Source organism: Azospirillum aestuarii, assembly GCF_016632405.1.
Classification (GTDB): Bacteria; Pseudomonadota; Alphaproteobacteria; order Azospirillales; family Azospirillaceae; genus Azospirillum; species Azospirillum aestuarii.
In genome coordinates, this window is record NZ_JAEPIV010000003.1 from 351583 (window position 1) to 377711 (window position 26129).

The 26129-nt window shown below is 71.2% G+C and carries 27 protein-coding genes; 10 read left to right on the forward strand and 17 right to left on the reverse strand.

Annotated elements, in window-relative coordinates:
- Positions 1-6: 6 nt before the first annotated feature.
- Genes tagF through icmH form a run of 3 tightly spaced genes read right to left on the reverse strand, consistent with a single transcriptional unit; the run spans position 7 to position 4011 of the window.
- Entirely contained in the window at positions 7-651 is a 645-nt protein-coding gene (gene tagF / locus JJL56_RS11015) for a type VI secretion system-associated protein TagF (RefSeq protein ID WP_145625564.1), read from the reverse strand.
- Positions 651-2657, reverse strand: coding sequence for a type VI secretion system membrane subunit TssM (gene tssM, locus JJL56_RS11020; protein WP_247891012.1), 2007 nt, complete (start codon positions 2655-2657; stop codon positions 651-653). The genes tagF and tssM overlap by 1 nt, the downstream gene beginning before the upstream one ends.
- Before the next feature lie 10 nt (positions 2658-2667).
- Positions 2668-4011 carry a type IVB secretion system protein IcmH/DotU gene (gene icmH / locus JJL56_RS11025; protein WP_145625566.1) on the reverse strand — a complete coding sequence of 448 codons (1344 nt, stop codon included), beginning with the start codon at positions 4009-4011 and terminating at the stop codon, positions 2668-2670.
- A 101-nt stretch (positions 4012-4112) separates the two neighbouring features.
- Between icmH and JJL56_RS11030 the strand changes: the two genes are divergently transcribed.
- Positions 4113-4502 carry an STAS domain-containing protein gene (locus JJL56_RS11030; protein ID WP_200485138.1) on the forward strand — a complete coding sequence of 130 codons (390 nt, stop codon included), beginning with the start codon at positions 4113-4115 and terminating at the stop codon, positions 4500-4502.
- A 1-nt stretch (position 4503) separates the two neighbouring features.
- On the opposite strand, the gene JJL56_RS11035 is transcribed toward JJL56_RS11030, so the two are convergent.
- The 3 genes from JJL56_RS11035 to msrB all read right to left on the reverse strand — a co-directional run bounded on the left by JJL56_RS11035 (position 4504) and on the right by msrB (position 6470).
- Positions 4504-4674: a hypothetical protein gene (locus JJL56_RS11035; protein WP_014239127.1), complete on the reverse strand. Its 171-nt coding sequence runs from the start codon at positions 4672-4674 to the stop codon at positions 4504-4506.
- A 139-nt stretch (positions 4675-4813) separates the two neighbouring features.
- Positions 4814-5833, reverse strand: a complete 1020-nt coding sequence (locus JJL56_RS11040; RefSeq protein WP_200485139.1) for an LLM class flavin-dependent oxidoreductase — start codon at positions 5831-5833, stop codon at positions 4814-4816.
- A 142-nt stretch (positions 5834-5975) separates the two neighbouring features.
- Complete coding sequence (gene msrB, locus JJL56_RS11045; protein WP_145625569.1) at positions 5976-6470, reverse strand: peptide-methionine (R)-S-oxide reductase MsrB; 495 nt, start codon at positions 6468-6470, stop codon at positions 5976-5978.
- 119 nt (positions 6471-6589) lie between these two features.
- Here msrB and JJL56_RS11050 point away from each other — a divergent pair, with 119 nt between their 5' ends.
- Positions 6590-7288: a dienelactone hydrolase family protein gene (locus tag JJL56_RS11050; protein ID WP_145625570.1), complete on the forward strand. Its 699-nt coding sequence runs from the start codon at positions 6590-6592 to the stop codon at positions 7286-7288.
- 59 nt (positions 7289-7347) lie between these two features.
- Here JJL56_RS11050 and JJL56_RS11055 read toward each other — a convergent pair whose 3' ends face one another.
- The 4 genes from JJL56_RS11055 to JJL56_RS11070 all read right to left on the reverse strand — a co-directional run bounded on the left by JJL56_RS11055 (position 7348) and on the right by JJL56_RS11070 (position 10784).
- On the reverse strand, positions 7348-8979 hold the full coding sequence (locus JJL56_RS11055; RefSeq protein ID WP_145625571.1) for an alpha-D-glucose phosphate-specific phosphoglucomutase: 1632 nt from the start codon (positions 8977-8979) through the stop codon (positions 7348-7350).
- A 149-nt stretch (positions 8980-9128) separates the two neighbouring features.
- Entirely contained in the window at positions 9129-9881 is a 753-nt protein-coding gene (locus JJL56_RS11060) for a cold-shock protein (RefSeq protein ID WP_145625572.1), read from the reverse strand.
- 148 nt (positions 9882-10029) lie between these two features.
- Positions 10030-10245, reverse strand: coding sequence for a hypothetical protein (locus JJL56_RS11065; protein ID WP_145625573.1), 216 nt, complete (start codon positions 10243-10245; stop codon positions 10030-10032).
- The gene (locus JJL56_RS11070; protein ID WP_145625574.1) at positions 10245-10784 is read right to left on the reverse strand and encodes a hypothetical protein; all 540 of its coding nucleotides are present in this window, start codon (positions 10782-10784) and stop codon (positions 10245-10247) included. Before JJL56_RS11070 ends, JJL56_RS11065 begins: the two co-directional genes overlap by 1 nt.
- Positions 10785-10940: 156 nt before the next feature.
- Between JJL56_RS11070 and JJL56_RS11075 the strand changes: the two genes are divergently transcribed.
- The 4 genes from JJL56_RS11075 to JJL56_RS11090 all read left to right on the forward strand — a co-directional run bounded on the left by JJL56_RS11075 (position 10941) and on the right by JJL56_RS11090 (position 14106).
- On the forward strand, positions 10941-11732 hold the full coding sequence (locus JJL56_RS11075) for a nucleotidyltransferase family protein (protein ID WP_200485140.1): 792 nt from the start codon (positions 10941-10943) through the stop codon (positions 11730-11732).
- On the forward strand, positions 11725-12456 hold the full coding sequence (locus JJL56_RS11080; protein ID WP_145625576.1) for a metallophosphoesterase family protein: 732 nt from the start codon (positions 11725-11727) through the stop codon (positions 12454-12456). The genes JJL56_RS11075 and JJL56_RS11080 overlap by 8 nt, the downstream gene beginning before the upstream one ends.
- Before the next feature lie 117 nt (positions 12457-12573).
- Positions 12574-13485 carry a DMT family transporter gene (locus JJL56_RS11085; protein ID WP_145625577.1) on the forward strand — a complete coding sequence of 304 codons (912 nt, stop codon included), beginning with the start codon at positions 12574-12576 and terminating at the stop codon, positions 13483-13485.
- Positions 13486-13590: 105 nt separating this feature from the next.
- The gene (locus JJL56_RS11090) at positions 13591-14106 is read left to right on the forward strand and encodes a MarR family winged helix-turn-helix transcriptional regulator (RefSeq protein WP_200485141.1); all 516 of its coding nucleotides are present in this window, start codon (positions 13591-13593) and stop codon (positions 14104-14106) included.
- Between the two features lie 21 nt (positions 14107-14127).
- On the opposite strand, the gene JJL56_RS11095 is transcribed toward JJL56_RS11090, so the two are convergent.
- The 5 genes from JJL56_RS11095 to JJL56_RS11115 form a co-directional block, all read right to left on the reverse strand.
- Positions 14128-14904, reverse strand: coding sequence for an ABC transporter ATP-binding protein (locus JJL56_RS11095; protein ID WP_200485142.1), 777 nt, complete (start codon positions 14902-14904; stop codon positions 14128-14130).
- 4 nt (positions 14905-14908) lie between these two features.
- The gene (locus tag JJL56_RS11100) at positions 14909-15751 is read right to left on the reverse strand and encodes an ABC transporter ATP-binding protein (RefSeq protein WP_200485143.1); all 843 of its coding nucleotides are present in this window, start codon (positions 15749-15751) and stop codon (positions 14909-14911) included.
- Positions 15748-16659, reverse strand: coding sequence for a nickel transporter permease (nikC, locus tag JJL56_RS11105; RefSeq protein WP_200485144.1), 912 nt, complete (start codon positions 16657-16659; stop codon positions 15748-15750). The genes JJL56_RS11100 and nikC overlap by 4 nt, the downstream gene beginning before the upstream one ends.
- 10 nt (positions 16660-16669) lie before the next feature.
- Positions 16670-17689 (reverse strand): ABC transporter permease, encoded by a 1020-nt coding sequence (locus tag JJL56_RS11110; protein WP_145625582.1) that lies wholly within the window; start codon positions 17687-17689, stop codon positions 16670-16672.
- A gap of 105 nt (positions 17690-17794) precedes the next feature.
- The gene (locus tag JJL56_RS11115; RefSeq protein ID WP_145625583.1) at positions 17795-19402 is read right to left on the reverse strand and encodes an ABC transporter substrate-binding protein; all 1608 of its coding nucleotides are present in this window, start codon (positions 19400-19402) and stop codon (positions 17795-17797) included.
- A gap of 240 nt (positions 19403-19642) precedes the next feature.
- Between JJL56_RS11115 and JJL56_RS11120 the strand changes: the two genes are divergently transcribed.
- Positions 19643-19801, forward strand: coding sequence for a hypothetical protein (locus JJL56_RS11120; protein ID WP_200485145.1), 159 nt, complete (start codon positions 19643-19645; stop codon positions 19799-19801).
- Between the two features lie 58 nt (positions 19802-19859).
- Positions 19860-20081, forward strand: a complete 222-nt coding sequence (locus tag JJL56_RS11125; RefSeq protein ID WP_014239111.1) for a hypothetical protein — start codon at positions 19860-19862, stop codon at positions 20079-20081.
- A 21-nt stretch (positions 20082-20102) separates the two neighbouring features.
- Here JJL56_RS11125 and JJL56_RS11130 read toward each other — a convergent pair whose 3' ends face one another.
- Positions 20103-21935: a CHAT domain-containing protein gene (locus JJL56_RS11130; RefSeq protein ID WP_200485146.1), complete on the reverse strand. Its 1833-nt coding sequence runs from the start codon at positions 21933-21935 to the stop codon at positions 20103-20105.
- A gap of 45 nt (positions 21936-21980) precedes the next feature.
- Here JJL56_RS11130 and JJL56_RS11135 point away from each other — a divergent pair, with 45 nt between their 5' ends.
- Positions 21981-22388 (forward strand): hypothetical protein, encoded by a 408-nt coding sequence (locus JJL56_RS11135; protein WP_145625585.1) that lies wholly within the window; start codon positions 21981-21983, stop codon positions 22386-22388.
- 9 nt (positions 22389-22397) lie between these two features.
- Here the strand turns inward: JJL56_RS11135 and JJL56_RS11140 are convergent, their stop codons facing one another.
- Positions 22398-23972 (reverse strand): helicase HerA domain-containing protein, encoded by a 1575-nt coding sequence (locus JJL56_RS11140; protein ID WP_200485147.1) that lies wholly within the window; start codon positions 23970-23972, stop codon positions 22398-22400.
- Positions 23973-24143: 171 nt separating this feature from the next.
- Here JJL56_RS11140 and JJL56_RS11145 point away from each other — a divergent pair, with 171 nt between their 5' ends.
- Complete coding sequence (locus JJL56_RS11145) at positions 24144-26012, forward strand: bifunctional diguanylate cyclase/phosphodiesterase (RefSeq protein WP_345772565.1); 1869 nt, start codon at positions 24144-24146, stop codon at positions 26010-26012.
- The last annotated feature ends 117 nt before the right edge of the window (positions 26013-26129 follow it).

Sequence of the window (26129 nt, forward strand, 5' to 3'; positions counted from 1 at the left end):
CGCCCCCTACCCGTCCAGATCGTCCCAACCGCGCCGTTCCCAAGCGCCGTCGATGAAGGCGGCGGCGCGGGTCGAGCGGGGAAGGCCGCAGCAGGTCAGCACCGACGGCGGAACCCGCCCGCCGCCGCGGCTCCACCACAGGCTGGCGCGGGGCGGCAGTGGGCCGACGCGCTCCTCGACCACGGTGGCGACGGTGGGGTCGGCGCCGTTGGGCTCCGGACGGCCCAGGATCGCCATGCGGGCCGGCAGGGCGTCCACGTCGGCCCCGGCGCGGCAGGCGTCGGCGGCGATGGATTCCGCGCGGGTGAACCAGTGCAGGCAGGCCACCGGCACCACCGCCAGATCGGTGCCGTAGGGCAGCGTGCCGACGATGGTGAAGGGATACTGCCGGCCCACCCGGTCGGCACTGGGCATCATGATGCCGGCCAGCGGCGGCTCCCCGCACAGGCCGGGGGACAGGGCGAAGCGCCAGACCGGGGCCGACTGGAACAGCCGCTCCCAGGGCGAGCCAAGCTGGCGCACCGCCGCCTCCAGAACCTCCGTCAGCCAGGCGTCCCAGGGAAGCAGCACGCCGCGCGGCAGGCCGTAGCCCACGAAATCGCCGCGCGCCGGCACCTTCCCATGGAAGCCCACCGCGAAACCGGGGCTCATCAGCCGGCCCCGCCGTCGTTGGGGGTGCGGGGCATCGGCGCGGTCGGCTGGCCCAGCACGTCGAGGACGCGGGACACCAGCGCCTCGTCGGGCGGCACCGGGGCGAAGCCGGCCTCGACCAAAGCGGCCAGATGATCGCCCAGCGCCCGGCGCTCCGCCTCATGGGCGGGGCCGGGCAGCGTGCGCCGCCAGTCGGCGGCCAGCCATTCGGCCAGCACCGCCGGGTCCAGCGGCTCCCGCCCGCCGATCATGGCGTAGGCGCGCAGGCTCTGCCGCAGCAGGTCGGGCCGCGCCCAGCCGGTGCGCAGCTGCTCCTCCAGCCGCAGCACGATGCGCGACAGGAACACGCTGCGCAGCGCCCGCCGGTAGACGTCCTCGGCGGGCAGGCCGATGCGCTCCCCCTGCGACAGGCCGAAGCCGAGCAGGGAGGCCCGCCGCTCCGCCCGCTCGGTCCAGCCGGCCGGAAGCGCGCGCAGCGCGTCGAGCGCCGGCAGGACGGCCAGGAAATCGGAATCCTCCACCCGCGTCAGCGAGCGCGGCGGGGTGTCGAGGACGCGCAGCCGCTCCTCCGCCACCGCCACGGCGGCCTCCGCCCGCGCCAGCAGCGCCTCGTTGGCGCGGTGGCTGCTCAGCCCGGCCAGCCCCAGCAGCAGGCCCGCTGCCGCCGTCCCGCCCAGCGCCCAGACATGGCGCCGCCGCCGCGCCCGCTCCAGCTTGCGATCCACCCCGACCATGTTGGCTTCGGGGAAGACCACCTCGGGCAGCAGCCGTTCCAGGAAGAAGGTCTGGGCCGGCGATTCCGCGGAGGCGCCGGGCTGGGTCGCGCTGGTCAGGTAGATGCCGCGCAGCAGCGGCACCGCCTCCTCGGCCTCCGCGGTGAAGGCGGTGTCGACGAGATCGGCCAGCGCCGCCTCGAACGCCGCCATGCGCAGCGGGAAGGCGAAGGCGTCGCCGCGCCGCTGGATGTCCGGCTCCTGGTGCAGCCGTTCGGGAAGCCGCTCCTCCAGCCGGCGCAGCAGCGCGGCGTACTGCGCGTGGAAGCTGGCCAGCGGGCCGGGCGGCATGTCCTCCACCGGGAAGGTGATGCCCCAGATCTGGCCGCGCTCTGCCCGGTCCAGCGGGTCGAAATAGGTGGTGAAGCCGTCCACGAGGTCGGCCTTGGTGCACAGCAGATAGACCGGCACGCGGATGCCAAGATGGGCGCGCAGCTCGCCCAGCCGCTGGCGGATGGTGATGGCGTGGTTGTGCCGTTCCGCGTCGCTCCAGCCGGCGAGGTCGGTCAGGCTGATGGTCAGCAGCACGCCGTTCACCGGCTGGCGCGGGCGGTGCTCCTTCAACAGGTCGAGCAGGCCGGACCAGACGCGGCCGTCGATGGCCCGGCGGCTGTCCTGGGTGGTGTAGCGGCCCGCCGTGTCGATCAGTACCGCCTCGTCGGTGAACCACCAGTCGCAGTTGCGCGTGCCGCCCAGATTCTGCACCGGCATGCCGTCCAGCCCGCCGCCCAGCGCCGCGCCCAGCCGGGCGTTGGCCAACGCGGTGGTCTTGCCCGAGCCGGGGGCGCCGATCACCAGATACCAGGGAAGCTGGTAGAGATACTGGCCGCCCCAGCGCGCGCCGAAGCGCTGCGTCTTCAGCCGGTCGATCACCGCGTCCAGCCGCTCGCGCACCGTGCCCAGCTCGTCCAGCGACGCCTTCAGCTCGGGATCGCGGGACGCCGCCAGCGCCTCGACGAAACGGGCGTTGGCGGCGCTCTGCCGGCCGTCCTCGTGCCGGTTCAGCGCGTACCACAGGCCGAGCAGGAGCAGCGCCGGCAGCAGGCGGGCCAAGCCGCCGAAGCCGAGCAGCGGCATCACCGCCCAGCCGAGCAGCCCCACCGACAGGGCGACCGCGAGCGTGGTCCACCAGCGCAGGCGCGGCGCCATCGCCGGGTCGGCGCGGCGGGACCGGTTGCGGGCCCGGTTGGGGAAGCGGGATTCGGGGCGGGTGCGCGGAGACGGTTCGCTCATGGACCGCGGCCTATTCGGGGTAGAGGCGGACATCGACGCGCCGGTTGGCGCCCCGGTTGGCCGGCGTGGTGTTGGGGGCCAGCGGTTCGCGCTCGCCCCGCCCTTCGGCGGTCAGGCGCTCGGTGCCCAGCGTGCGCTCCAGGATCTTCAGCACGGCCATCGCCCGCGCCTCGGTCAGCGCCTCCGGCGTCGGCAGCCCGCCGCCGCGCGGGGTCTGGTCGTCGGTGTGGGCGACCACCAGCACACGCCCCGCCTCGGGACCCAGCGCCTGCCCGACGCGGTCGACCACGGCGCGGTAGCGGGCGCGGATCGCGTCGCTGCCGGTGGCGAACATGCCCGCCCCCTCGATGCGGATGACCAGCGCCCCGTCGTCGCCGGCCAGCACCGCCACGGCGCCGGAACGGATCTCCGGCTGGAGCAGGGCGGTGACCCGGACGGCCAGCGCCGGACCCGCGCTGGGCGGGGGCGGCGGGACGGCGCGGACCAGCTCCAGCGGCCGGTCGGGAAGCAGCGCGCCCAGCCGGCCCACCACCGCGTCCGCCCGGCCGCCCAGCGAGGCGGACAGATTCAGGAACAGCCCGCCGAGCAGCGTCGCCACCGCCACCGCGGCCAGCCAGGGCGGCAGGACATGCCCCAGCGGACGGAAGCGTTCGGCGACGCCGCGCCATTGCGGCGACAGCGCACGCTCCCGCTCGCCGCGCAGGCGGCGCAGCACGCGGAACAGCTCGTCCCGCAGGTGGGCGAGGTCGTGGGCGCCACGCGGCTTGTCGCGGAACTTGCCCTCGAAGCCCAGCGACAAGCAGGCGTAGAACAGCTCCAGCTCCAGCCGGTGCAGGCGCGGGTCGCTCAGCATGGTGTCGAGCAGGTCGAAGAAGCGGTCCGGCCCGCCGGCGCCGGGATCGACCACCACCGCCAGCCCCTCGCGCGCCCAACGGCAGCGCGCCCCCCAGGGGGTGGCCCGCACCACGTCGTCCAGCATGGTGCATAGGGCGAAGCGGGCGACGCGCACCTCCTCCGGCGGGACGCCGATGGCGGCGGCCTCCTCCTCGAAGCGGCGAACCTCGGCGAGGATGACGTCGCGCAGCCCCTCCGGATTCTCGTGCCCCGAGCGTTCGCGCAGCGACCCGGCGAGGTCGAGCAGCGGCCCGGCGGCGGCCAGCAGCGGGTTCAGCGCGCCGCGCAGCCGCGCTGGCTGCTCCGGCGGCGCCTCCACCTGCGGGCGGTCCTCAGGGGCCACGGCGGGCCCCGCCGCGAGGAAGGCCGGGAGCGCGCGCGGCCCACCGCCGGACTCCGCGGAAAACTCCCCGCCGTCCCGCAGGCCCGCCCCGCCGCCGAAGCGTCCGTCCGATTCCATGCCCCCGCCGCCACTCTGCTGTATGATGATCCGTGTGATGGGAAATCCCCCGCCGGAGGAGGTATAGCAGGCCCGGCCGGATGGGGAAATCGGAGGGTTTGATGCAAATCGCGGAAGAGGTGCGCGGCGACGTAACGATCCTGCGCCCGGTGGGGCCGATCGACAGCGCCGCCGCCCCCCGGTTCGAGGCGCGATTGATCGCAGCACTGGCCCCCGCCACATCGGACGAGCCAGGAAAGACGCCGGCCGGGCTGGTGCTCGACCTGTCGGCGGTGACGCAACTCACCCCGGCGGGGCTGCGGTCGCTGCTGCTGGCGGTGCGGCAGGCGCGGCCGGGCGCGGGAAACGCTGGCGGGCGGTCCGGTGTGCGGATCGTGCTGGCGGCGGTGCCCGGCCCGATCCGCGGCGTGCTGGAGGAGGCCGGGCTGGCGGCGCTGCTGGAAAGCCACGGCGACCTCGACGCCGCCGTGCGCGCCGCCTCACAACAATGAACTAATCCATATTGCGAAGACTGGAGTCGTAGAGCTGCTGCGCCAGGATAGTCTTCAACAGAGCCTCGACGGTAACGCTCATGTAGCGCGCCTGCTGTTCCAGACGCCGATAGACGTCGAGCGGCAGATCAAGCGTCACGTTGACCCTGCTGGCGTGGGGAAACTCGGCCATATCCCCTCTCCATCTCTGTGAACCGCGTCACGCGACGCCGGGCCACAGACGATAGGACTCCCCTCCGGCGCGGTCCATGGCGCAGTCCGCGAAGCGCGCTGTGCGGTTGCGCCGGACCGCTCCCCCAAATTGGAGCGCGTCAGGCCGCGGCCCGCAGCGACCCGTGGACCTCCGCGAGGATCTCGTAGGAGCGCACCCGCGCCGCGTGGTCGTGGATGGCCGAGGCCACCATGATCTCGTCGGCGCCGGTTTCCTCCAGGAAGGCGTCCAGCCCGCGCCGCACCGTCTCCGCCGAGCCGACGAAGGAGCAGGACAGCATGTTCATCGCCTGCGCCTTCTCCAGCGGCGACCAGAAGCTCTCGATGTCGTCGATGGGCGGCGGCAATTGGCCGCGGGTGCCGCGGATCAGACGGGCGAAGCTCTGCTGGGCGGAGGTGAAGAGCCGGCGCGCCTCGGCGTCGGTCTCGGCGGCGACGACGTTCACCCCGACCATGGCGTGGGGCCGGTCGAGTTGCGCCGAGGGCGTGAAATTCTCCCGGTAGACCTGCAGCGCCCGCATCAGCGCGTCCGGCGCGAAGTGCGAGGCGAAGGCGTAGGGCAGGCCGAAGGCCGCCGCCAGCTGGGCGCCGAACAGGCTGGAGCCGAGAATCCACAGCGGCACCTCGGTGCCGGCGCCGGGCACCGCCTGCACCCGCTGGCCCGGCTGGACGGGGCCGAGCAGGGCCTGAAGCTCCAGCACGTCCTGCGGGAACTGCTCCGCTACCGACGGGTCGCGGCGCAGGGCGCGCAGCGTCATCTGGTCGGTGCCGGGCGCCCGGCCCAGCCCGAGGTCGATGCGGCCGGGGAACAGCGCCTCCAGCGTGCCGAACTGCTCGGCGATGACCAGCGGCGAATGGTTGGGCAGCATGATGCCCCCGGCGCCGACGCGGATGGTCGAGGTGCCCGCCGCCACATGGCCGATGACGACGGAGGTCGCGGCGCTGGCGATGCCGGTCATGTTGTGGTGCTCGGCCAGCCAGTAGCGACGGTAGCCCAGCCGCTCGGCGTGGCGGGCGAGGTCCAGCGTGTTGCGCAGCGCGTCGCCGGGCGTGCTGCCCTCCGGCACGGGAGCGAGGTCGAGGACGGAGAGGGGGGAACGGGCGGTATGGTCGGTGGGCATGACAGGGGATTTCCAATGAAACGGGAGGATCGGGAGAGGTGCTGTTGCCCCCACCCCGGCCCTCCCCCGCTGGGCGGTGGAGGGAAAGTCAAGTCCCCTCCCCCGCCCAGCGGGGGAGGGTTAGGGTGGGGGCAATGCGGGCCTAGAACGCCGCCCCCTCCTCCACCCAATCCTGAACGCTCCTGGCCAGCGGCTGCCCCTCGGGCAGGAAGGCCAGCGAGACGGAGTTGATGCAGAAGCGCATGCCGGTCGGCGGCGGGCCGTCCGGGAAGACGTGGCCCTGGTGGCTGCCGCAGCGGGCGCACAGCGTCTCCACCCGCACCATGCCGTAGCTGTTGTCCTGCACCAGCTTCAGATGCGCGTTCTCGTAGGGCGCGGTGAAGCTGGGCCAGCCGGTGCCGGATTCGAACTTCGTCCCGGACCGGAACAGCGGCAGGCCGCACAGCCGGCAGGCGTAGGTGCCCGGCGTCTTGTTGTCGAGCAGGCCGCCGCAGAAGGGCGCCTCCGTCCCGTGGCTGAGCAGGACGTGCCGTTCCTCGTCCGACAGGCGCTCCACCAGCACCGCGCGCTGCTCCGGCGTCGGCGGCGTCAGGTCGAAGGGTCCAGCGGTCGGGGAACGGTCGGCGGGGGCGGACATCGGGCGGCTCCAGTGACGGGATGACGGTCCTAGGGGATATGGGCCAGTCGGTCGCGGATGACACCCGGCGTCAGGCTGCTATCTTCCCTGCACGGAAGGAATGGAGGGAGTGACCAGCCATGACCGGAACGACCACCGGAACGACCACCGGCACGAGCAGCGCCTGGACGCACCTGACGGCGTCCGACGGGCACCGGCTGACCGCCTACGAAGCCCGACCCGTCGGGCCGGAGAAGGGGCGGCTTCTGATCGTCCAGGAGATTTTCGGGATCAACAGCCACATCCGCCGCGTCTGCGACGGCTACGCGGCCGACGGTTACCGCACGCTGGCCCCCGCCCTGTTCGACCGGGCGGAGCGCGGGGTGGAGCTGCCCTATGACGAGGCCGGCGTCCAGCGCGGCCGCGACCTGATGGGCGCGGTCAGCGTCGAGGACGCGCTGACCGACGTGGCGGCGGGGCTCGCCCATCTCGGCGGGGCGGAGGGGGCGGCGGTCGCCGGCTATTGCTGGGGCGGCACCATCGCCTGGGCCGCCGCGTCGCGCCTGCCGGTCCGCGCCGCCATCGCCTATTACGGCGGCGGCATCGGCAACCGGCTGGACGAGGTGCCGCGCACGCCCGTGCTGCTGCATTTCGGCGAGACGGACCACGCCATCCCGCTGACGGTGGCCGAGGCGGTGCGCCAGCGCCATCCCGCCGCGATCACGCACCTCTACCCGGCCGGCCACGGCTTCAACTGCGACGAGCGCGCCAGTTACGACGCGGCGAGCGCCGCCCTGGCCAAGAGGCGCACGCTGGGCCTGCTCCAAGCGGTGTTCTGAAAAAGAAAAGGCCCTTCCCCCGCCGCGGGAAGAAGGGCCTTTCTCCCTATACGTGGCCCTTACGTGGCGACGTCCGGCTTGGTGCGGCCGGTGTGGCGCTCGATGCCAGCCAGCTCCGCCGCCAGATCGGCCAGCGGCTTCAGCGCCACCGGGGCGTCCAGCCCGTGCTCGCCGCCAACCGGCTCGTACCGCTCGAAATAGACGCGCAGCGTGGCGCCCGACGTGCCGGTGCCGGACAGGCGGTAGACGATGCGCGAGCCGTCCTCGAACCCGACGCGCAGGCCCTGCCGCTCCGACCGGCTGCCGTCCACCGGGTCGGTGTAGGCGAACTCGTCCGCCGCGGCGACCGTCCGCCCGCCGAGGGCCGTGCCGGCCAGCGAGGGCAGTTTCCCGCGCAGTTCGGCGATCAGGGCGTCGGCGGCCTCCTGCGGGATGGCCTCATAATCGTGGCGGCCGTAATAGGTGCGCCCGTAGGTGCCCCAATGCTCGGCCATCAGCTCGGCCACCGACAGGCCGCGGGCGGCCAGCACGTTGAGCCACATCAGGACGGCCCACAACCCGTCCTTCTCGCGCACATGGTCGGCGCCGGTGCCAAAGCTCTCCTCGCCGCACAGGTTGATGCGCCCGGCGTCGAGCAGCGTGCCGAAGAACTTCCACCCCGTCGGCGTCTCGTAGCAGGAAATCCCCAACTTCGCCGCCACCCGGTCCACCGCCCGGCTGGTCGGCATCGAGCGGGCGACGCCCGCCAGACCGCCCTTGAAGGCCGGGACGTGGGTGGCGTTGGCGGCCAGCACGGCGAGGCTGTCGCTGGGCGAGACGAAGACGTTGCGGCCAAGGATCATGTTGCGGTCGCCGTCGCCGTCCGAGGCGGCGCCGAAGTCCGGCGCGTCCGGCCCGAACAGCCGCTCGACCAGTTCCTCCGCGTGGGCGAGGTTCGGGTCGGGATGGTGCCCGCCGAAATCCTCCAGCGGCGTGCCGTTGATCACGGTGCCGGCGGGGGCACCCAACCGGCGCTCCAGGATTTCCGTGGCGTAGGGGCCGGTGACCGCGTGCATGGCGTCGAACACCATGCGGAAGCCCGACGCGAACAGCTTGCGGATCGCCGCCATGTCGAACAGCGATTCCATCAGCTCCGCGTAGTCGGCCACCGGGTCGATGACCTCCACCGCCATGCCGCCGAGCGCCGTCCCGCCGAGCCGGTCAAGGTCGAGGTCCGGCGACTCCAGCGTCTTGAACTCGGCGATGGCCTTGGAGCGGGCGAAGAAGGCGTCGGTCATCGATTCCGGCGCCGGGCCGCCGTTGGCGGCGTTGAACTTGATGCCGAAATCGCCGTCGGGGCCGCCAGGGTTGTGGCTGGCCGACAGGATCACGCCACCGATGGCACCGCGCTTGCGGATGACGCAGGAGGCCGCCGGGGTGGACAGGATGCCGCCGCGCCCGACCACCGCGCGCGCGACGCCGTTGGCCGCGGCCATGCGCAGGATGGTCTGCACGGCGGTGCGGTTGTGATACCGCCCGTCGCCGCCGATCACCAGCGTGGCGCCGGAGAGGCCGTCGACGCAGTCGAAGATGGATTGGACGAAGTTTTCCAGATAGCGCGGCTGCTCAAAGACCTTCACGGCCTTGCGCAGCCCGGAGGTGCCGGGCTTCTGGCCGTCGAAGGGCGTGGTCGGACAGGTGACGGGAACCACTGGACGTCCTCTCTTGGTCGTGTCGGGCCGGGGCGGCGCGCCGTCGCACCACCGTCCCGGCCCCGCCACGATGCGCGGCTTTGCGCCGCCGTTCAACCGGGCCGAACGACACCTTACCTTCGGAAGCCCACCTTCGATGGGCCGACGCTTTACGCCTCTTCGACCGAGACGGCTTCCGGACCCTTGTCGCCCTGGCGGACGGAGATGCGGACGCGCTGGCCGTCGTTCAGCCCCTGCAGGCCGGAGCGCTCCACCGCCTTGATGTGGACGAACACGTCCTGGCCGCCGCCGTCCTGGGCGATGAAGCCGAAGCCCTTGGTGGCGTTGAACCACTTCACGGTGCCCTCGGTCTGGGTGGCCGGGCCGCCCGCCGCCGGACGGCGCGGGCCGGCGAAGCCGCCCCGGTCGCCACCCCGGTCGCTGAAGCCGCGGTCGCCACCGCGATCGTTGAAACCACGGCTATCGCCTCGGGCACCGAACCCGCGATCACCGCCACGATCCCCACCCCGATCGTTGAAACCACGGTTGCCGAACCCGCGGTCGCCCCCGCGGTCGTTGCGGTCGCCGAAGCCACCCCGCTCGCCGAAGGACGGGCGCGGACCCTGGGCACGGGCCGGGCGCGCCGGGGCGGCGGTGGAGGTGTCGACCGAATGCAGGGCGGAGACCTGGTTGCCCTTGCGCCCCTCGACGATGTCCACCACGACGGTGGCGCCGTCCGGCAGGGACTCGTGGCCGGCGGTGCCGACGATGGCGGCGGGGATCAGGGCGTCGGGCGACCCGTCCTCGAACTTGACGAAGCCGAAGCCGCGGGTCGGATCGTACCACTTGACGGTGGCCTGAACCTGGGTGCCGAGGACGACGGGCTGGCGGTAGACGTGCTGGCGCGGGGGTTGACGGTGCATGAGACCCACTGAACTCCAAAAGGCGACTCGGCACCGGCCTCCGGTGCCCGACAGAAGACATCGCCTTTCCCCGCGCGAATCACAAGACCGCAGGAGCGCCGTTTGGCGCTCCTGCGGTCCTGGTGCCATTTTTCTCCCGGATGCGGCCTCAGATCAGCCGCTCGGGGTTCGGCGGCGGCTCCTCCGGCGGGACCGGAATGGCGTCCGGCGGCTCCTTGATCGGCGGACGGGACGGGTCGCCGGGCATGTCCGGCATGCCGGGCGGCGGCACCGGCATGTCGGGGGTCGGCGGTGACGGTGGAAGGGGACCGGCAACGCTCAAGTCGGCGGCCATCAGTTCGGCCATCATCAGCGCCGTCGCCATCAGCCGCCCCCGCCCATCGTGCCACCCGGCGCGGCGCGGGTCAGGCCGCGCGCCTTGTCCAGCGATTCCATGCAGAGTGGCTCGTTGCCGTCCTTCGCGGCGGAGCGCGCGGCGGTCACCAGCGATTCGATCTGGGCGTTGCGCGCCGCCTGCCCCATCGACCCGCTCTCCATGGAGGAGCCGCTGTTCGGTGCCGCGTCGGGCCGCACCGCCGGGGCGGTCGGCATGGGAGCGCCGGTGCGCGGCGGCTCGATCACCGCCCGGTCGCCCGAGGCCGGCGGCGCCACCACCCCGCCCGAGCGGGCGAGCTGGTCCGGCGTCGTCCCGGAGCTTCCATTCGGCAAAGATCCGTCCCCCGCGGTGGAGCCGGAGCTGCCCGGCGGTGTCGCGACCGGCGGCGGGCGGGCCGACAGGTTGTTCTCGGCGGCGAAGTGGTCGACCAGCGCGGCGCAGCTTCCCTGCGCCAGAGCGGGACCGGCGCCGCACAGCACGAGGCCGGCGGCGAGCAATAGGCCCTGTGGGATCGGGTGTCGTGCCATCGGTTGCCTCCCCATCAGCAATACCACCCTCAACCGGCGTAGCGGTGCGGCGGTTCCGCCTGCCTTTTTCCCGCCATGAACACCATTTGATGGTGCCGTTTCGCCCGCTCCTCCTGTTGAAGACGCGAATGATGACGGCGGGGGAGAGGGGGTGCGATGGACGGCAACCGTGAAAGCCGGGGGCGCGAAAGCCGGGGGCGCGAAGGCCGTGCGGATGTCTCGGCCGAGGCCGAGGCCTTCTACACCGAGAGCCTGAAGGTCCTGAAGGAGTCCGGCATTCCCTTCCTGCTGGGCGGCACCTACGCGCTCAGCGCCTACACCGGCATCACCCGGCCCACCAAGGACATCGACATCTTCTGCCGGGGCGGCGACTTCCCGCGCATCCTCGGGCATTTCCAGGACCGCGGCTTCGCGACGGAGATCGAGGACGAGCGCTGGATCGGCAAGGTCCTGCACGGCGACCTGTTCTTCGACGTGATCTTCAACTCCGCCGCCGCCATCAATCCGGTCAACGACCGCTGGTTCGAGGAGGATCACCGCGCGCTGGTCTGCGGCGCCGACGTGCAGCTGATCCCACCGACGGAAATGGTCTTCTCCAAGGCCTTCGTGCAGATGCGGCACAAGTACGACGGCCCCGACGTCGCCCACATGATCCTCAAGCAGCACGCCCACATCGACTGGAAACGGCTGCTCGGCCACATGGAACAGTATTGGGAGGTGCTGCTGATGCATGTCCTGAACTTCCGCTTCATCTACCCGACGGAACGCGACCACATCCCGGATTGGCTGTTGCAGGAGCTTCTGGACAGGCTGAACGAGCGCGCGAAGCTGCCGGTGCCGCAGACCCGCATCTGCCGGGGGCGGCTGTTCTCCCGCGAGGATTATCGGATCGACGTCACGGACTGGGGGTTCGCCGACGTCGTCGGCGAGGAAACGAAGCATGGTTGAACACATTCGGGCTGAAGGAACGATCAAGGTCGCCGCCATCGGCGACATCCATGTGGGGGAAACCTCCACCCATCCCTACCGCGAGCTGTTCCAGGAGATCGCCGACCGGGCGGACGTTCTGGCGCTGGCCGGCGACCTGACCAACCACGGCAAGCCGCGCGAGGCCGAGGTGCTGGCCGAGGACCTGCGCGCCATCGGCATCCCGGTGGTCGCCGTGCTGGGCAACCACGACCATGAATGCGGCCATGTCGAGGAGCTTCAGCGCATCCTGGAGCAGGCGGGCGTCCGCTTCCTCGACGGTAACCCGGTGGAGATCCGCGGCGTTGGCTTCGCCGGGGTGAAGGGCTTCGGCGGCGGGTTCGAGAACCGCATGCTCGACGCCTTCGGCGAACCGGCGATCAAGCAGTTCGTGCAGGAGTCGCTGAACGAGGCGATGCGGCTGGAAAGCGCCCTGCGCCAACTGGAGACGGAGCGGACGATGGTCGTCCTGCACTACGCCCCCATCGCCGAGACGGTGCGCGGCGAGCCGACCGAGATCTATCCCTTCCTCGGCTCCTCCCGTCTGGCGGAGACCATCGACCGCTTCCACGTCCAGGCGGTCGTCCACGGCCACGCCCACCACGGCAGCTACGCCGGCCGGACCCTGCGCGGCACGCCGGTCTACAACGTCGCCCAGACCATCGAGAAGGAGTCGGGGAGGCCGTACGCGCTGATCGAGCTGTAGGCGACGGCTTCGATTGCCCCCACACCCCCGCCATGCGACCGCCGCACTACCACCCCGGCGGGGTTCCGGATAGGGTGCGGGCACAATGCCCTACCCCGCCCTTTCGAAGCTCCCACCATGCTGACCGCCAACCTCGCCGCCCTGGGGGCCGCGCTCTGTTGGGCGGCCAGCGGGCTGATCGCCATCGGCCCCGTGCGGGCCATCGGCTCGGTCGCTTTCAACCGTCTGCGCATGAGCATCGTCTTCGTCGGCACGGCGCTGGCCGCGACGCTGCTCGGCGGCTGGCAGACGCTCGACCTGCAGGGTGCTGCGATCCTGGCGCTGTCCGGCGCGGTCGGCATCGTCATGGGCGACACCGCGCTGTTCTGGGCGCTGGGGCGCATCGGCCCGCGCCGCAACTCGGTCATCTACGCCACCAACGCGCCGATCACCGCGCTCCTCGCCTGGGCCGTGCTGGGGGAGGCGCTGGGGCCATGGACGGCGGTCGGCATCGCGCTGGTCACCGCCGGGGTGATGCTGGCGATCTTCTTCCGCGCCAGCCCGGTCCCGAACGGCACCGGCACTGTCCCCCACGACTGGGAGTCGGTGCGCGGGCGCCTGCTGATCGGTGTCGGCGCCTGCCTGATCGCGGCCGTCTGCCAGGCCGCCGGCTCGGTCATCGCCCGGCCGGTGATGGCGGCGGGTGCCGACCCCATCGCCGCGGCGGCGGTGCGCGTCGGCATGTCGGGGCTGCTGCTCTTCGCGGGCGGGCTGCTGCCCGGCCAGCGCTTCGGCTTCGGCCCCGGCCTGACGCCGCGCATTTTCGCCCAGGTGGTGGTGAACGGCTTCATCGGGTTGGGGCTGGGGATGACGCTTCTGCTGATCGGGCTGGCCCATGGCAACGCCGGGGTGGTCGCCACCCTTTCGGCCACGAGCCCGGTGCTGATCCTGCCGATGCTTTGGGCCTGGACCCGCCAGCGTCCGGGAGCCGGCGCCTGGGCAGGCGCCATCGTCGCGGTGCTGGGCGTGGCGCTGATCGTCAACCGCTGAAGCGGTTTGAAAATTTTTATCTGAAACGGTTGCGTCCGCCAATTTCCGGGGCAGGATGGAGAAACCGGCATCCGGTTCCCGCATTCCGATAAGGCGCGACACCCCATGGCCTCCCCCCGCCGCAAGCGTTCCGGCGCCGATCCCGCCGCGCCGGTGCTGCATCTGACCCGCTTCCTGCCCTACCGCCTGTCGGTGCTGTCCAACACGGTCAGCCACACGGTGGCGAAGCTGTACGAGAAGCGATTCGGCATCACCATCCCGGAATGGCGGGTCATCGCCGTGCTGGGCGGCGGCGAGACGCTGAGCGCGGGGGAGATCGCCCAGCGCACCGCCATGGACAAGGTGCAGGTCAGCCGGGCGATCAGTCGGATGCTCGATTCGGCGCTGATCCTGCGCGAATCGGGCGCCACCGACCGCCGCAAGGCGCAGCTGACCCTGACGCCCAAGGCGCTGGCGATCTACACGGAGATCGTCCCCCTCGCCCTGGCCTACGAGCGGGAGCTGACCGGCGCCCTGACGGAGGAGGAGATGGGCCAGCTCGACGGCCTGCTGGCCAAGCTTCAGGCCCAGGCCGACGCGCTGGCCGCCCGCCCCGCCCCGCAGACCCCGAACGCGGACTGACTCCGGACGCGGACCGACCGCCTACGCGAAGTCCTTGAAGCTGTCCGCCGCCGCCCGGTCGTAGCCCTGGCTGGCGCGCAGGAGCTGCCGCGTGTAATCCTCCCGCGCCGCCCCCCGGCGCAGGGACTCCACGTCCATCTCCTCGACGATGCGGCCGCGGTTCATCACGGCCAGCCGGTCGCACATGGTGGCGACCACCGCCAGATTGTGGCTGACCAGCACGTAGGTCAGCGCGTGCTCCGCCCGCAGCCGCTTCAGCAGGTTGAGGATTTCCGCCTGCACCGACACGTCGAGTGCCGAGGTCGGCTCGTCCAGCAGCAGCACCCGCGGCTCCAGCACCAGGGCGCGGGCGATGGCGACGCGCTGGCGCTGGCCGCCGGAGAGCTGGTGCGGGTAGCGGAAGCGGAATTGCGGCCCCAGCCCGACGTCGCGCAGCACCCGGTCGATCCGCGCGTCGGCGTCGCGCAGCCCGTGGATGGCGATGGGCTCGGCCAGGATGCGGTCGATGGTGTGGCGCGGGTGCAGCGAGCCGTAGGGGTCCTGGAAGACCATCTGGCAGGACTTGAAGAAGCCCTTCTCACGGCGACGGCTTTGCGCCGCACCGGCCACGGCGATGGACCCGGTCCAGTCGTGGTTCAGCCCGACGACGGCGCGCAGCACGGTGGACTTGCCCGACCCCGACTCGCCGACCAGCCCGAAGCTCTCGCCCTCCCGCACGGCGAAGGACACCCCCTGCACGGCGGCCACGATATCGGCGCCATGGCCGAAGGTGACGCGCAGATCCGTGACGTCGATCATCGCCTCAGCCCTCCAGCCAGGACGGGTCGCGCGCCAGCACCGGCAGCTCCGCCCGCGTGTCGTCCAGGCGCGGCAGGCTGTCGAGCAGGCCGCGGGTGTAGGGGTGTTTCGCCGCGTGCAGCTCCGACGCGCGGCAGGTCTCGACCACCCGGCCGGCGTACATGATCAGGATGCGGTCGCAGAAGGACGCCACGAGGTTCAGGTCGTGGCTGACGAAGATCATCCCCATGCCGCGGCTGGAACACAGCTCGTCCATGATCGCCAGCACCTGCATCTGCACCGTCACGTCGAGCGCCGAGGTCGGCTCGTCGGCGATCAGCAGGTCGGGGTTGGGGATCAGCATCATGGCGATCATGATGCGCTGGCCCATGCCGCCCGACACCTCGTGCGGGTAGAGGCCGTAGACGCGCTCCGGGTTGCGGATGCGCACCGCCTCCAGCATCTCCAGCGCGCGCCGCTTCGCCTCCGCCTTGCCGGCGCTGGAATGGACGCGGTAGGCCTCGGCGATCTGGGCGCCGATGGTCATCACCGGGTTCAGCGAGAATTTCGGGTCCTGCATGACCATGGAGATGCGCCGCCCGCGGATGCCGCGCAGCCGCTTCTCCGGCAGGGTCAGCAGGTCCTCGCCCTGGAAGGACAGCTTGTCGGCGGTGACGACGCCGGGCGGCGGGACCAGCCGCAGGATGGCCCGCCCGGTCATCGACTTGCCCGAGCCGGACTCGCCGACGATGCCCAGCTTTTCCCGGCCCACGGTGAAGGAGACGCCGCGCACCGCCTGCGTCACGCCCGTCCGGGTTGGGAAGGAGATGCGGAGGTTCTCGACCTCCAGCAGTGCTTTGTCGCTCATTGGCCTTTCGGGTCCAGAACGTCGCGCAGGCCGTCGCCCAGCAGGTTGAAGCCCAGGCTGACCACGAAGATGGCGATGCCGGGCATGGTGGCGACCCACCATTGCTCCAGCACATACTGGCGCCCGGTGGCGATCATCGCGCCCCACTCCGGCGCCGGCGGCTGCGCGCCGAGGCCGAGGAAGCCCAGCCCCGCCGCCGTCAGGATGATCCCCGCCATGTCCAGCGTCACCCGCACGATCAGCGAGGAGGAGCAGAGCGGCACGACATGGCCGAGGATGATCCGCGGCGTCGAGGCGCCCTGGAGACGCGCGGCGCTGATGAAGTCGCTCTTGCGGATGGTGATCGTCTCGGCCCGCGCGATGCGGGCGTAGGGCGGCCAGCTGGTGATGGCGATGGCGATGATGGCGTTCTCGATGCCCGGCCCCAGCGCCGAGACGAAGGCCAGCGCCAGGATCAGCTTCGGGAAGGCCAGGAAGATGTCGGTGACGCGCATCAGGACCGCGTCCACCCAGCCGCCGAGATAGCCCGCCACCGTCCCGATCAGCAGCCCGGCCACCGGCGCCGTCACCGCGACCAGCGCCACGATCATCAGCGTCAGGCGGGAGCCGTGGAGGATGCGCGACAGGATGTCCCGCCCGAACGCGTCGGTGCCCAGCCAGTGCGCCGCGCTGGGCGGCAGCAGCCGCTGCGACAGGTCCTGCCTGTAGGGATCGTAGGGGGCGATCAGCGGGGCCAGCGCCGCCATCAGCACCAGCAGCAGCACGATGCCCAGCCCGATCATGGCCAGCCGGTTGCGCGAGAAGGCCAGCCAGCCCAGATAGACCCGGCCCAGCCGCGCCTGCCCGCGGGACTGCGGCGTCTCCGCCGTCAGCCACGCCCGCAGGCCATTGTCAACAGCGTGCGTCATCGCGCCACCCTCATCGCGCACGGGGATCGAGCAGGCGGTACAGCAGGTCGGACAGCAGGTTCAGGCCGATGAAGACCGCCCCCACCACCAGCGTGCCGCCCAGCACCGCGTTCATGTCCGCCGACAGCAGCGAGTTGGTGATGTACAAGCCCAGCCCCGGCCAGGCGAACACCGTCTCGGTCAGCACCGACCCTTCCAGCAGCGAGGCGTAGGACAGCGCGACCACCGTGGTCAGCGGCACCGCGATGTTGCCCAGCGCGTGGCGCCAGATCACCCGCGCCTCGGACATGCCCTTGACGCGGGCCGTCGTGATGTATTCCTGGCGGAGTTGGTCCAGCATGAAGCTGCGCGTCATGCGCGCGATGTAGGCCACGCTGTAGAGGCCGAGGATGCCCGCCGGCAGCACCAGATGGTGGAGCGCGCTCCAGAACACGTCGGTCTCGCCGGCCAGCAGGGCGTCCACCGTGATGATGCCGGTCACCGGATCGACCAGCCCCTCGTAGAAGACGTCCACCCGCCCCGGCCCCGGCGCCCAATCGAGCCGCGCGTAGAAGACCAGCAGCGCCATCAGCCCCAGCCAGAAGATCGGAATGGAATGGCCGATCAGCCCGATCACCCGGATCAGATGGTCCGGCCAGCGCCCGCGATGGACGGCGGCCATCACCCCCGCCGGGATGCCCAGCAGAACGCCGACGACCAACGCGGCGGTGGCCAGCTCCAGCGTCGCCGGGAAGACGCGCAGGATGTCCTCCAGCACCGGGCGGGAGGTCAGCACCGAGGTGCCGAAATCGCCCTGGAGCACGTCGCCGACGTAGCGCAGGAACTGCTGCCACAGCGGCAGGTCCAGCCCCAGCTCCTGTCGGACGCGGGCGTAGGTGTCGGCGGACACGCGGTCGCCAACCACGGAGATCACCGGGTCGATGGGCACCACGCGCCCGATCAGGAAGGTGACGAGCAGCAGCCCGAGGACGGTCAGCGCCACCGAGACGAGCAACCCCGCCCCGCGGATCGCATGACGCCGCCCCGGCATCCCCGGTCTTTTCAAGATAGCGGCCAAATTTCACCCGAGCTTGAAAGCAATAACCCTCTCCCCGGAGGGGAGAGGGGATGACGTGCGGAAAGGATAAATCCCGCCTTACTTCTTGCTGACCTTCCAATAGTAGTTGCTGTCGAAGCTCGGCCCCCAGACCAGCCCCTCGACGTTGCTGCGCTCCGCGATCACCTCGGTCTGCTGGAACATGATGACGAAGGGCGAGGTCTCCAGCACCTCGCGCTGAAGCTCCTGGTACATCGCCGCGCGCTTGGCGGTGTCGCGCTCCTCGACCGCGGCGGCGGTCTTCTTGGTCAGTTCGGGGATGTCCCAGGCGTTGCGCCAGGACAGCGGCTTGGCCTTCGCGTCGTCGGCGTTGTCCGGGTTGGCGGCGAAGGTGTCGGCGTTGGTGTTCGGGTCCTGGTAGTCGGCGCCCCACTGGTAGAGCAGCGCCTCGTGGTTGCGGGCGCGGTACTTGGTGACCACCTGCTTGCCGTCCGCCGGCAGCAGCTTGACCGTGATGCCCGCCGCCGCCGCGCTGCCCTGGATGGCCTGGGCCATGTCCATGCTGGGCGAGGTGTTGCGGACGTCCATGGTCACCGTGATGCCGTCCGGATAGCCGGCCTGCTTGAGCAGTTCCTTCGCCTTGGCCGGATCGTACGTGTACGGGTTCTCCTCCAGCGCACCGAGGAAGCCCTTGGGCAGGAAGGCCTGATGAACGGTGCCCAGCCCGTTCATGATGGTCTTCGCCATGCCGTCGTAATCCACGGCGTACTTGAAGGCCTTGCGCACGTCGGGCTTGGCCAGCACCTCGTTCTTCTGGTTCAGGCCGAAATAATAGAGCGTGCCCTTGGGCGCCTGGACGATGCGGATCTTGTCGTTGCCGCGCAGCGGCTCGAACTGCTCCGGCTTCAGGTTGCGGGCCACGTCCACGTCGCCCTTCTCCAGCAGCAGGCGCTGGGTCGCCGGCTCCGCGATGTGGCGGATCAGCACGCGCTTCACGGCGGGGGCGCCGCCCCAGTAATTGGCGTTGGCCTCCAGCGACAGAAGCTCGCTGGCCTTCCACTGGCGCAGGACAAAGGGGCCGGACCCGGCGGAGTTGGCCTTCAGGAAGGCGGCGCCGAAGTCACCGTTGACCTCCTTGCTCTTGACCAGCTTGGAATCGACCACCCCAGAGACGTCGGCGGTCAGGCAATAGAGCACGAAGGTCGGGGCGTAGGTCTTGTCCGTCTCGAACACCAGGGTGCGCGGGTCGGTGGCGCGGACCTTCTGATCGACGTTCTCCGGCGTCAGGCCGAACTGGGTCAGGATGAAGGCCGGCCCCTTGTTCATCTTCACGGCGCGCTGGAGCGAGTAGGCCACGTCCTCCGCCGTCAGCGCGTTGCCGGAGTGAAACTTGATGCCGTCACGGATGGTGAAGGTGAAGGTCTTGCCGTCGTCGGAGACGGTCCAGCTTTCCGCCACCTGCCCATGGATCTTGCTGACGTCGTTGACGTCGAAGCGGATCAGCCGGTCATAGACCTGGGCGCCATATTCGGCCCCCGACAGCTCGAAGATCTCGCCGGGATCGAGCGTCACGATGTCGTCGAACTGCCAGGCCATGACCAGCGTGTCCTTCGGCGTGTCGGCCAGGACCGGCGTGGCCGCGAGACCAAAGGAAAGACCGGCGGACAGAAAGGCGGCACCGGCCAGACGGCGCGCGAGCGTGTTCATGGTTCCCATACTCCCTGCGTGATCCCGGAACGACCCCGGACGGGGCGAATTCTCTTTGGAATTCTTGGCGGTTAACGGCCGGATGATCCGGCGGCGTGGGTTCGCCTGTCAAGCGGGCGGCGGTCATAGCGCCCCCTGTGATCGAACGCGAATGCCTTAACCCGGTCCGCGCCCCTGTCCGGAATGGGCTTGCCGATCCCACCCGTCCGTCCACATCACTGGCAAAGCGATGGAGGACCCATGGACCAGGACCACGAGAACGGCCAGTCGCGCGTGCCCAAGCCGCCGAGCCGCGACGAGGTGGAGAAGATCAGCGACGCGCAGCGCTACATCACCGACGACTGGACCGGCGACGGCGGGAAGCCGGAGGACAAGCCTGAGGACGACAGCGGACGTTGAGTCCGGAACCGTCCCCGCGTAGCTTCGGCGACCAGCAACCACGCGCGCGGGGACGACCATGATCGGGAACGACGGAAAGCCGGTGTCGAAGGAGGGGCTGCGCCAGCACCTCGCCGCCTACAACACGCAATCGCGCGGTTCGAAGGAGTTCGCGGCGATCCCACGTGCTCTCGTCACCGTCTGCGATAATCTGAAGGCCGGCAAGACCACCTACGTGAAGTGCCTGGACGGCCAGTTGCAGCTGTCGCGGCGCAAGGACAACAGCGTCCAGGCGGCCTAGCGGCCCGTCACCCCTCGCCCTTCACCCCTCGCCTTTCACCGGGAAATCGAACCAGGGCAGGCGCAGGAACTCATATTCGCGCAGTCGTGGCGTCCGCCCGCGCCGCATCCAGTCATGGAGGATGGCGTAGGGCGCCGCCTGGTCGAGCGTCCAGGCCGCCTCGCCCCGGTCGAAGAACCAGCCGATGTAGGCGCGGACGAGGCCGAGGAATTCCCGCCCCGCCGCGGTTGGCGCGATGCCGAGGAAGCTGACGATGATGTCGTCGAACGGCCCGCGGGCGCGGCGGTCGCGCATGATCGTCAGGTCCCAGCCCGCCCCGTCCCGCAGGTCCGGTGGAAGCGGCGCCGTGCAGCGGGCGTCGATGTCGGTGATGAAGACCGGCGCCCCCGCCCGCTCCAGCAGGTCCAGGGCCACGAAGAAGCGCGCGCAGGCGTAATAGGTGGTCTCCACCCCCGGCGCGTGGGCGGACAGGTCGATGCGCTCCAGCGACCAGGACAGGCGCCCCGGCTGGGCGGCGCAGCGGCGGTCCAGGTCGGCGCGATCCTCCGCGCCGGGATTGACGATGTGGACATGCACGCGGTCGCCCGGCTCCTCCTTCAAGGCGTGGGACAGGAACCAGCCGCCGAAGCGCCGCCAATAGCCGGAATCGACGCTGACCAGCAGGATCGCCCCGCCTTCGGCAGCGGGCGGAACCGGCATCGACCGCTCCCCCGCCTCCGCGATGCGCGGCCGATACCCGGCGAGCGCCTCAAGAAAGACCGGACGCGCATCGACCGGACGCCATTTCGCCGCCTGCGGGTCGGCGCGGATGGCCTCCTCCGACCAGCCGCGCAGATACCGCCGGGCGAGGCGCGAGGCGGTCACCAGCCGCCCCCGGCGATAGAGGCCATGGGCGATGCAGGCCGCCGCGGCGCCGTCTCCCGCCGCCCGCCGCAGCCGGTCCCGCGCCCGTTCGGCGATCCGCTCCAGCCGCGCGTCGTCCAACATGCCGCGGTGGATGGTCAGCACGGCGGTGCGGAACAGCGCCACCTCCGCCACCTCCCCGGCCCCGCGCTCCAGCGCCGCCAGGAACAGGTCGAGGGCGCGGGCCAGCGGTTCGCCCCAGCTCGCCTCCCGTCGGTCGGCGCGGGGGAACTCCGGCAGCGCCCCGCTGGCCTGCAAGGTCGCCATCGCGAGGTTGCTCAGCGCCGCCCCGTCGCCCGGACGCAGCCGCGCCGCCCGGCCATAGCCCGTCATCGCACCATCGGCTTCCCCCGCCGCCAGCCTTGCGCGCCCCACTGCGGCCCAGCCGTCGGCGCTGTCCGGCGCCAGGGACAGGGCGTGGGCCAGCCAGCGCTCCGCCGCCCCACGGATCACCCCTGACTCCGGCCCCCCGGACAGCAGCCGTCCGGCGGCCAGCGCCGCCGCCCCATAGCCGGGATCGATCCGCAGGGCGGCGCGGAAGCATCCCAGCGCCTCTCCCATCCGGCCCAGATCGCCGAGCGCCAGCCCGCGGTTGAAGGTAGCCTTGGCCCGCGCCGGTTCCAGCGCCAGGGCACGCGCGTGATGCGCGGCCGCACGCATCGCATCACCGCCGCCGCGGCGCAGGCTACCCAGATTGTCGTGATAGTCCGCCGCCTCCGGGTCCTGCGCGATGGCCTGGGCGATCAGCGACACCGCCTCCTCGCTCCGGCCGGTCTGGCCGGACAGCACCCCCAGCAGATGCAGCGCGTCGGCCTGCCGCGGATCGGCATCGAGAATCGCCCGGTAGACCCCGGCGGCCTCGCCCATCCGTCCGGCCCGGTGGTGACCGATGGCGATGGCGTAGGCTTCGGACAGGCTGACCATGACGACTCCGGGCTGCGCTTGCGACATCGCGCCCGCTTGCGGAGGCGCACCGTCCCTCTACCATCGCGGGCCATGAGAACCGATCCCGACGGCCTTCCCCATCATGACGACCGCCGCGCCCTGGCGGAAGCCCTGCGCGCCGCTCTGACGCAGCGCTTCCCGGACGCCGACGCCGATCTGGTCGCGGCAACCGGGGCCATGGCGGCCAGCCGTTTCTTCGGGGTGCGTTTCCGCGCCGAGGGGAACGCCGCTCGCGCCTGGGTCGCCCGCCGCCCCAACCCCGACGTGTTCGAGGTCTGGGACCCCGCCACCGGCGCCTGGGACTTCGTCGAGCGCCTGCCCGACCCGTCGCTCTACCAACCGGCTCCCGAGGGCACCGCGCGCATCGCCGCCAAGGCGCAGGAGGCCATGGCCATGGTCGCCGCCACTGGGCGTCTGGCCCACGCCCTGGCCGCCGGGATCGAGCCGGACGACGAATAGAATTTCCGCTCAGGCGGTGGCGAACAGCCCGCCGTCCTCCGGCCCGTCCGCCCCGTCGCCGGCGTTCGGGTCGGCGTTCGGATCACCCAGCGCGGTTTCCCAGCCCAGCGCCGGCAGGACGATGCTGCGCGTGTTGCCCAGCCCGCTGCGCGTGGCGACGAAGCCCCGCTGCTCCATGTAGGTCAGCAGGCGCCGCGCCCGCCCGCGCGACCGGCTGCCGCAGGCGCGAGCCACGTCGGCGTCGGACGGGCAAGGCAGATGGTCCAGCGCCGCGCGGGCCAGCAGCAGGAAGACGACCTGGATGTCCTCCGGCAGGGTCGCCGCGACCTGGGTCGCCTTCGCCCAGGCGGGATTCTCTTCGGTGCCCTCCCCCGCCCCGGCGCGGGCCGCCGCCAGCTTGCGCCGGAAGGCCGGCAGTTCCAGCAGCTCGCCCCGCACCCCCTGCGTCCGGCAGCGCACCAGGAAGTCCTGATAAAGCACGGCGATGGAGCGGTAGGGCGCCTCCGGATCGGCCAGCACGTCGCGCAGGATCGCCTCGTAGGCGGCTTTGCGCTCCGCCGCCTGCTCCGGCGTTTCCGGCTCCTCCAGGGGCAGCGCGGGCACCGCGTCGTCGCTCTCCGGCTCCACCGGCAGGGGGCGCGGGCGGGAGAGCTGGGCCAGCAGGTCGGCGCTGGCGCTGGTCGAGGGGCGGCGCACCGCCAGGCGCGGCGGTTCCGGCTCGCCCGGCCGGAAGATCAACTCCCGCGCGTCCTCCAGCGGGGTGTCGGGCAGCGGCATCAGCTTCGGGCTGCCGGCCCGCCCCTGCGTCTCGACGGCACCGATGCGCAGCGGCAACGGGCGGCGCGAGATCGCCGGGCCGAGCGCGATGAAATGGCCGCGCTCCAGGTCGCGGAACATCTCCGCGGTGCGGCGCTCCATGCCCAGCAGGTCGGCGGCGCGGGCCATGTCGATGTCGAGGAAGGTGCGGCCCATCAGGAAGTTGGAGGCCTCCGCCGCCACGTTCTTGGCCAGCTTGGCGAGGCGCTGCGTCGCGATCACCCCGGCCAGCCCGCGCTTGCGCCCGCGGCACATCAGGTTGGTCATGGCGCCCAGCGAGACCTTGCGCGCCTCGTCCGACACCTCGCCGGCGGCGGAGGGGGCGAAGAGCTGCGCCTCGTCCACCACCACCAGCATGGGGTACCAGTGGTCGCGGTCGGCGTCGAACAGCCCGCCCAGAAAGGCCGCGGCGTGGCGCATCTGCATGTCCGCGTCCAGCCCCTCCAGGTTCAGCACGACGGAGACGCGGTGCTGGCGCACGCGGGCGGCGACGCTCTGCAGGGCGGCCTCGCTGTGCTCTTCGGCGTTCACCACGATGTGGCCGAAGCGCTCGGCCAGAGTCACGAAGTCGCCTTCGGGGTCGATCACCGCCTGCTGCACCCAGCGCGCGCTCTGCTCGATCAGGCGGCGCAGCAAATGCGACTTGCCGGAACCGGAATTGCCCTGCACCAGCAGGCGGGTCGCCAGCAGCTCCTCGAGATCCAGCATCGCCGACGCCCCCGTCGCGCCAGCCGTCATGGCCGCCCCCATGTCGATGCCGACCTTCATGCCCCGCCGCCTCCGTCTGCGTTGAAGCGCACCCCTATAGCGCAAAGCGGGGCCGGGGTGCGAAGGGCATTTTGGATCGCGCTGCGCGCAGACGCCTTGCCTTTGTCACGAAATCGAAAAGATCATCCGCTACAAGATGGGCTTGCCCGCGACGAACATGGACAGCCGGCAGTGAACGAAGCCATGGCCTCGGTGCCAGCAGAAGAATGGGACGATCGCTCCGGCGCCCCGGCGGGGAGCGCCCGCAAGGCCGCGCTGCCGGCGGAATGGACCCGTCTTCTGGCCGGTCTGTCGGTCGCCTTCCAGCCCATCGTGCAGATGCGCACCGGGCGCTGCCACGGCATGGAGGCGCTGCTGCGCGGATTGGAGCGCAGCCCCTTCGCCAGCCCCAACGACCTGCTGGACGCCGCCTGCATGCAGGGCGTGCTGGCCGAGGTGGAATGCGCCCTGCACGCCAAGGCGACGGCGGCCTTTCGTGCGCTCGACCATTGGCAGGACGCCAAGCTGTTCCTGAACATCGACGCGCGGGTGGTCGGGGTGGCCGGCTCGCCCTGGCTGGCTCCCTTCGCGCTGGACGGCGGCACAGCCGACCCCCGCCTGACCATCAGCCTGGAGATTTCAGAACGTCGCGAACTGCGCCCCGACCACAGCATCGAGCAGGCCATCGACCGCTACCGGCAGGCGGGCATCGGGGTGGCGCTGGACGATTTCGGCGTCGGCTTCGCCGGGCTGCGCCTGCTCTACGAATCCAAGCCCGACTATCTCAAGATCGACCGCTACTTCGTGGCCGGAATCGACCAGGACACGCGCAAGCGGGCCATCGCCCACGCGCTGGTCGGCTACGCCCACGCGCTCGGCATCCTCATCATCGCCGAGGGGGTGGAGACGGAGAAGGAATTCTACACCTGCCGCGATCTGGGCTGCGACTTCGCCCAGGGCTATCTGATCGCCCGGCCCAGCGTGGATCTGCGCGCCATTCCCGAACGCTACGGCATCGTCGAGGAGATGAACCGCCGGGACCGCCGCAAGCCGAACGAGGCTCGTCTCCGCCTGTCCGAAGTGATCGAGCGGCAGACGCCGCTGGCGGTCAATTCCCCGAAGACGGAGCTTCTCGACTATTTCCGCGGCGACGACAGCCCGTCCATCGCCCCCATCGTCGACCGCCAGCAGCGCCCGCTGGGGCTGATCCGCGAGCGCGACCTGAAACGCTTCGTCTATTCCCGCTTCGGCAGCGAGCTTCTGCGCAACAAGGGGCTGGGCGACACGCTTCTGGATCTGGTGGTAAAGAGCCCGGTCTGCGACATCTCCACACCGCTCGACCAGGTGATCGAGGCCTTCTCGGCGGAGGAGGCCAGCGACGGCATCATCATCATCGAAGGCGGCGAGTATGCCGGCTTCCTGTCCAGCGGCGCGCTGATCCGTCTGGTGCACGAGCGCAACCTCGCCATGGCCGCGGACCAGAACCCGCTGACCCGTTTGCCCGGCAACGCCGCCATCGTGCGCCACATCGAGCGGGCCCTTCAGGAGCAGGACCGCGGGCATGTCCTGGCCTATCTCGACTTCGACAACTTCAAGCCCTTCAACGACCGTTTCGGTTTCCGCCAGGGCGACCGCGCCATCCTGATGTTCAGCGAGCGGCTGAAGGCCTGGGCCTCGGGCAACGGCGGCTTCGCCGGCCACATCGGCGGCGACGATTTCTTCGTCGCCCTCAGCGGCGCCGCGGACGAGGACGCGCTCGCCCGCGTGGCGGACCTCGTCGCGCAATTCCGCTCCGACGCGGAGAGCCTCTACGACGCGGAGGCGCGGGAGGCCGGCTGTTTCGAGGGCAAGGACCGCTACGGCGCGGTGCGGCGTTTCCCGCTGCTGTCGGCCAGCGGCGTCGCCGTGGTGATCGCTCCCGGCGCGCATCGCTTGACCCCCGACGCGATCAACACCGCCATCGCCGGCCACAAGGCCATCGCCAAGGAAAGCCCCGACAAGCTCTGCACCGTCCGCCTCCCAACCCTTTATCCCCTCCCCTGCGAAGCGGGGGAGGGTTAGGGAGGGGGCCTGTGGCGACACCCGGACACGACAAAAAACCGGCGCTTCCCGTTGGGGAAAGCGCCGGCTTTGTCGTTCATGAAGCCGATTGTCAAGTGAGTGCGAAACCTGTTGCGT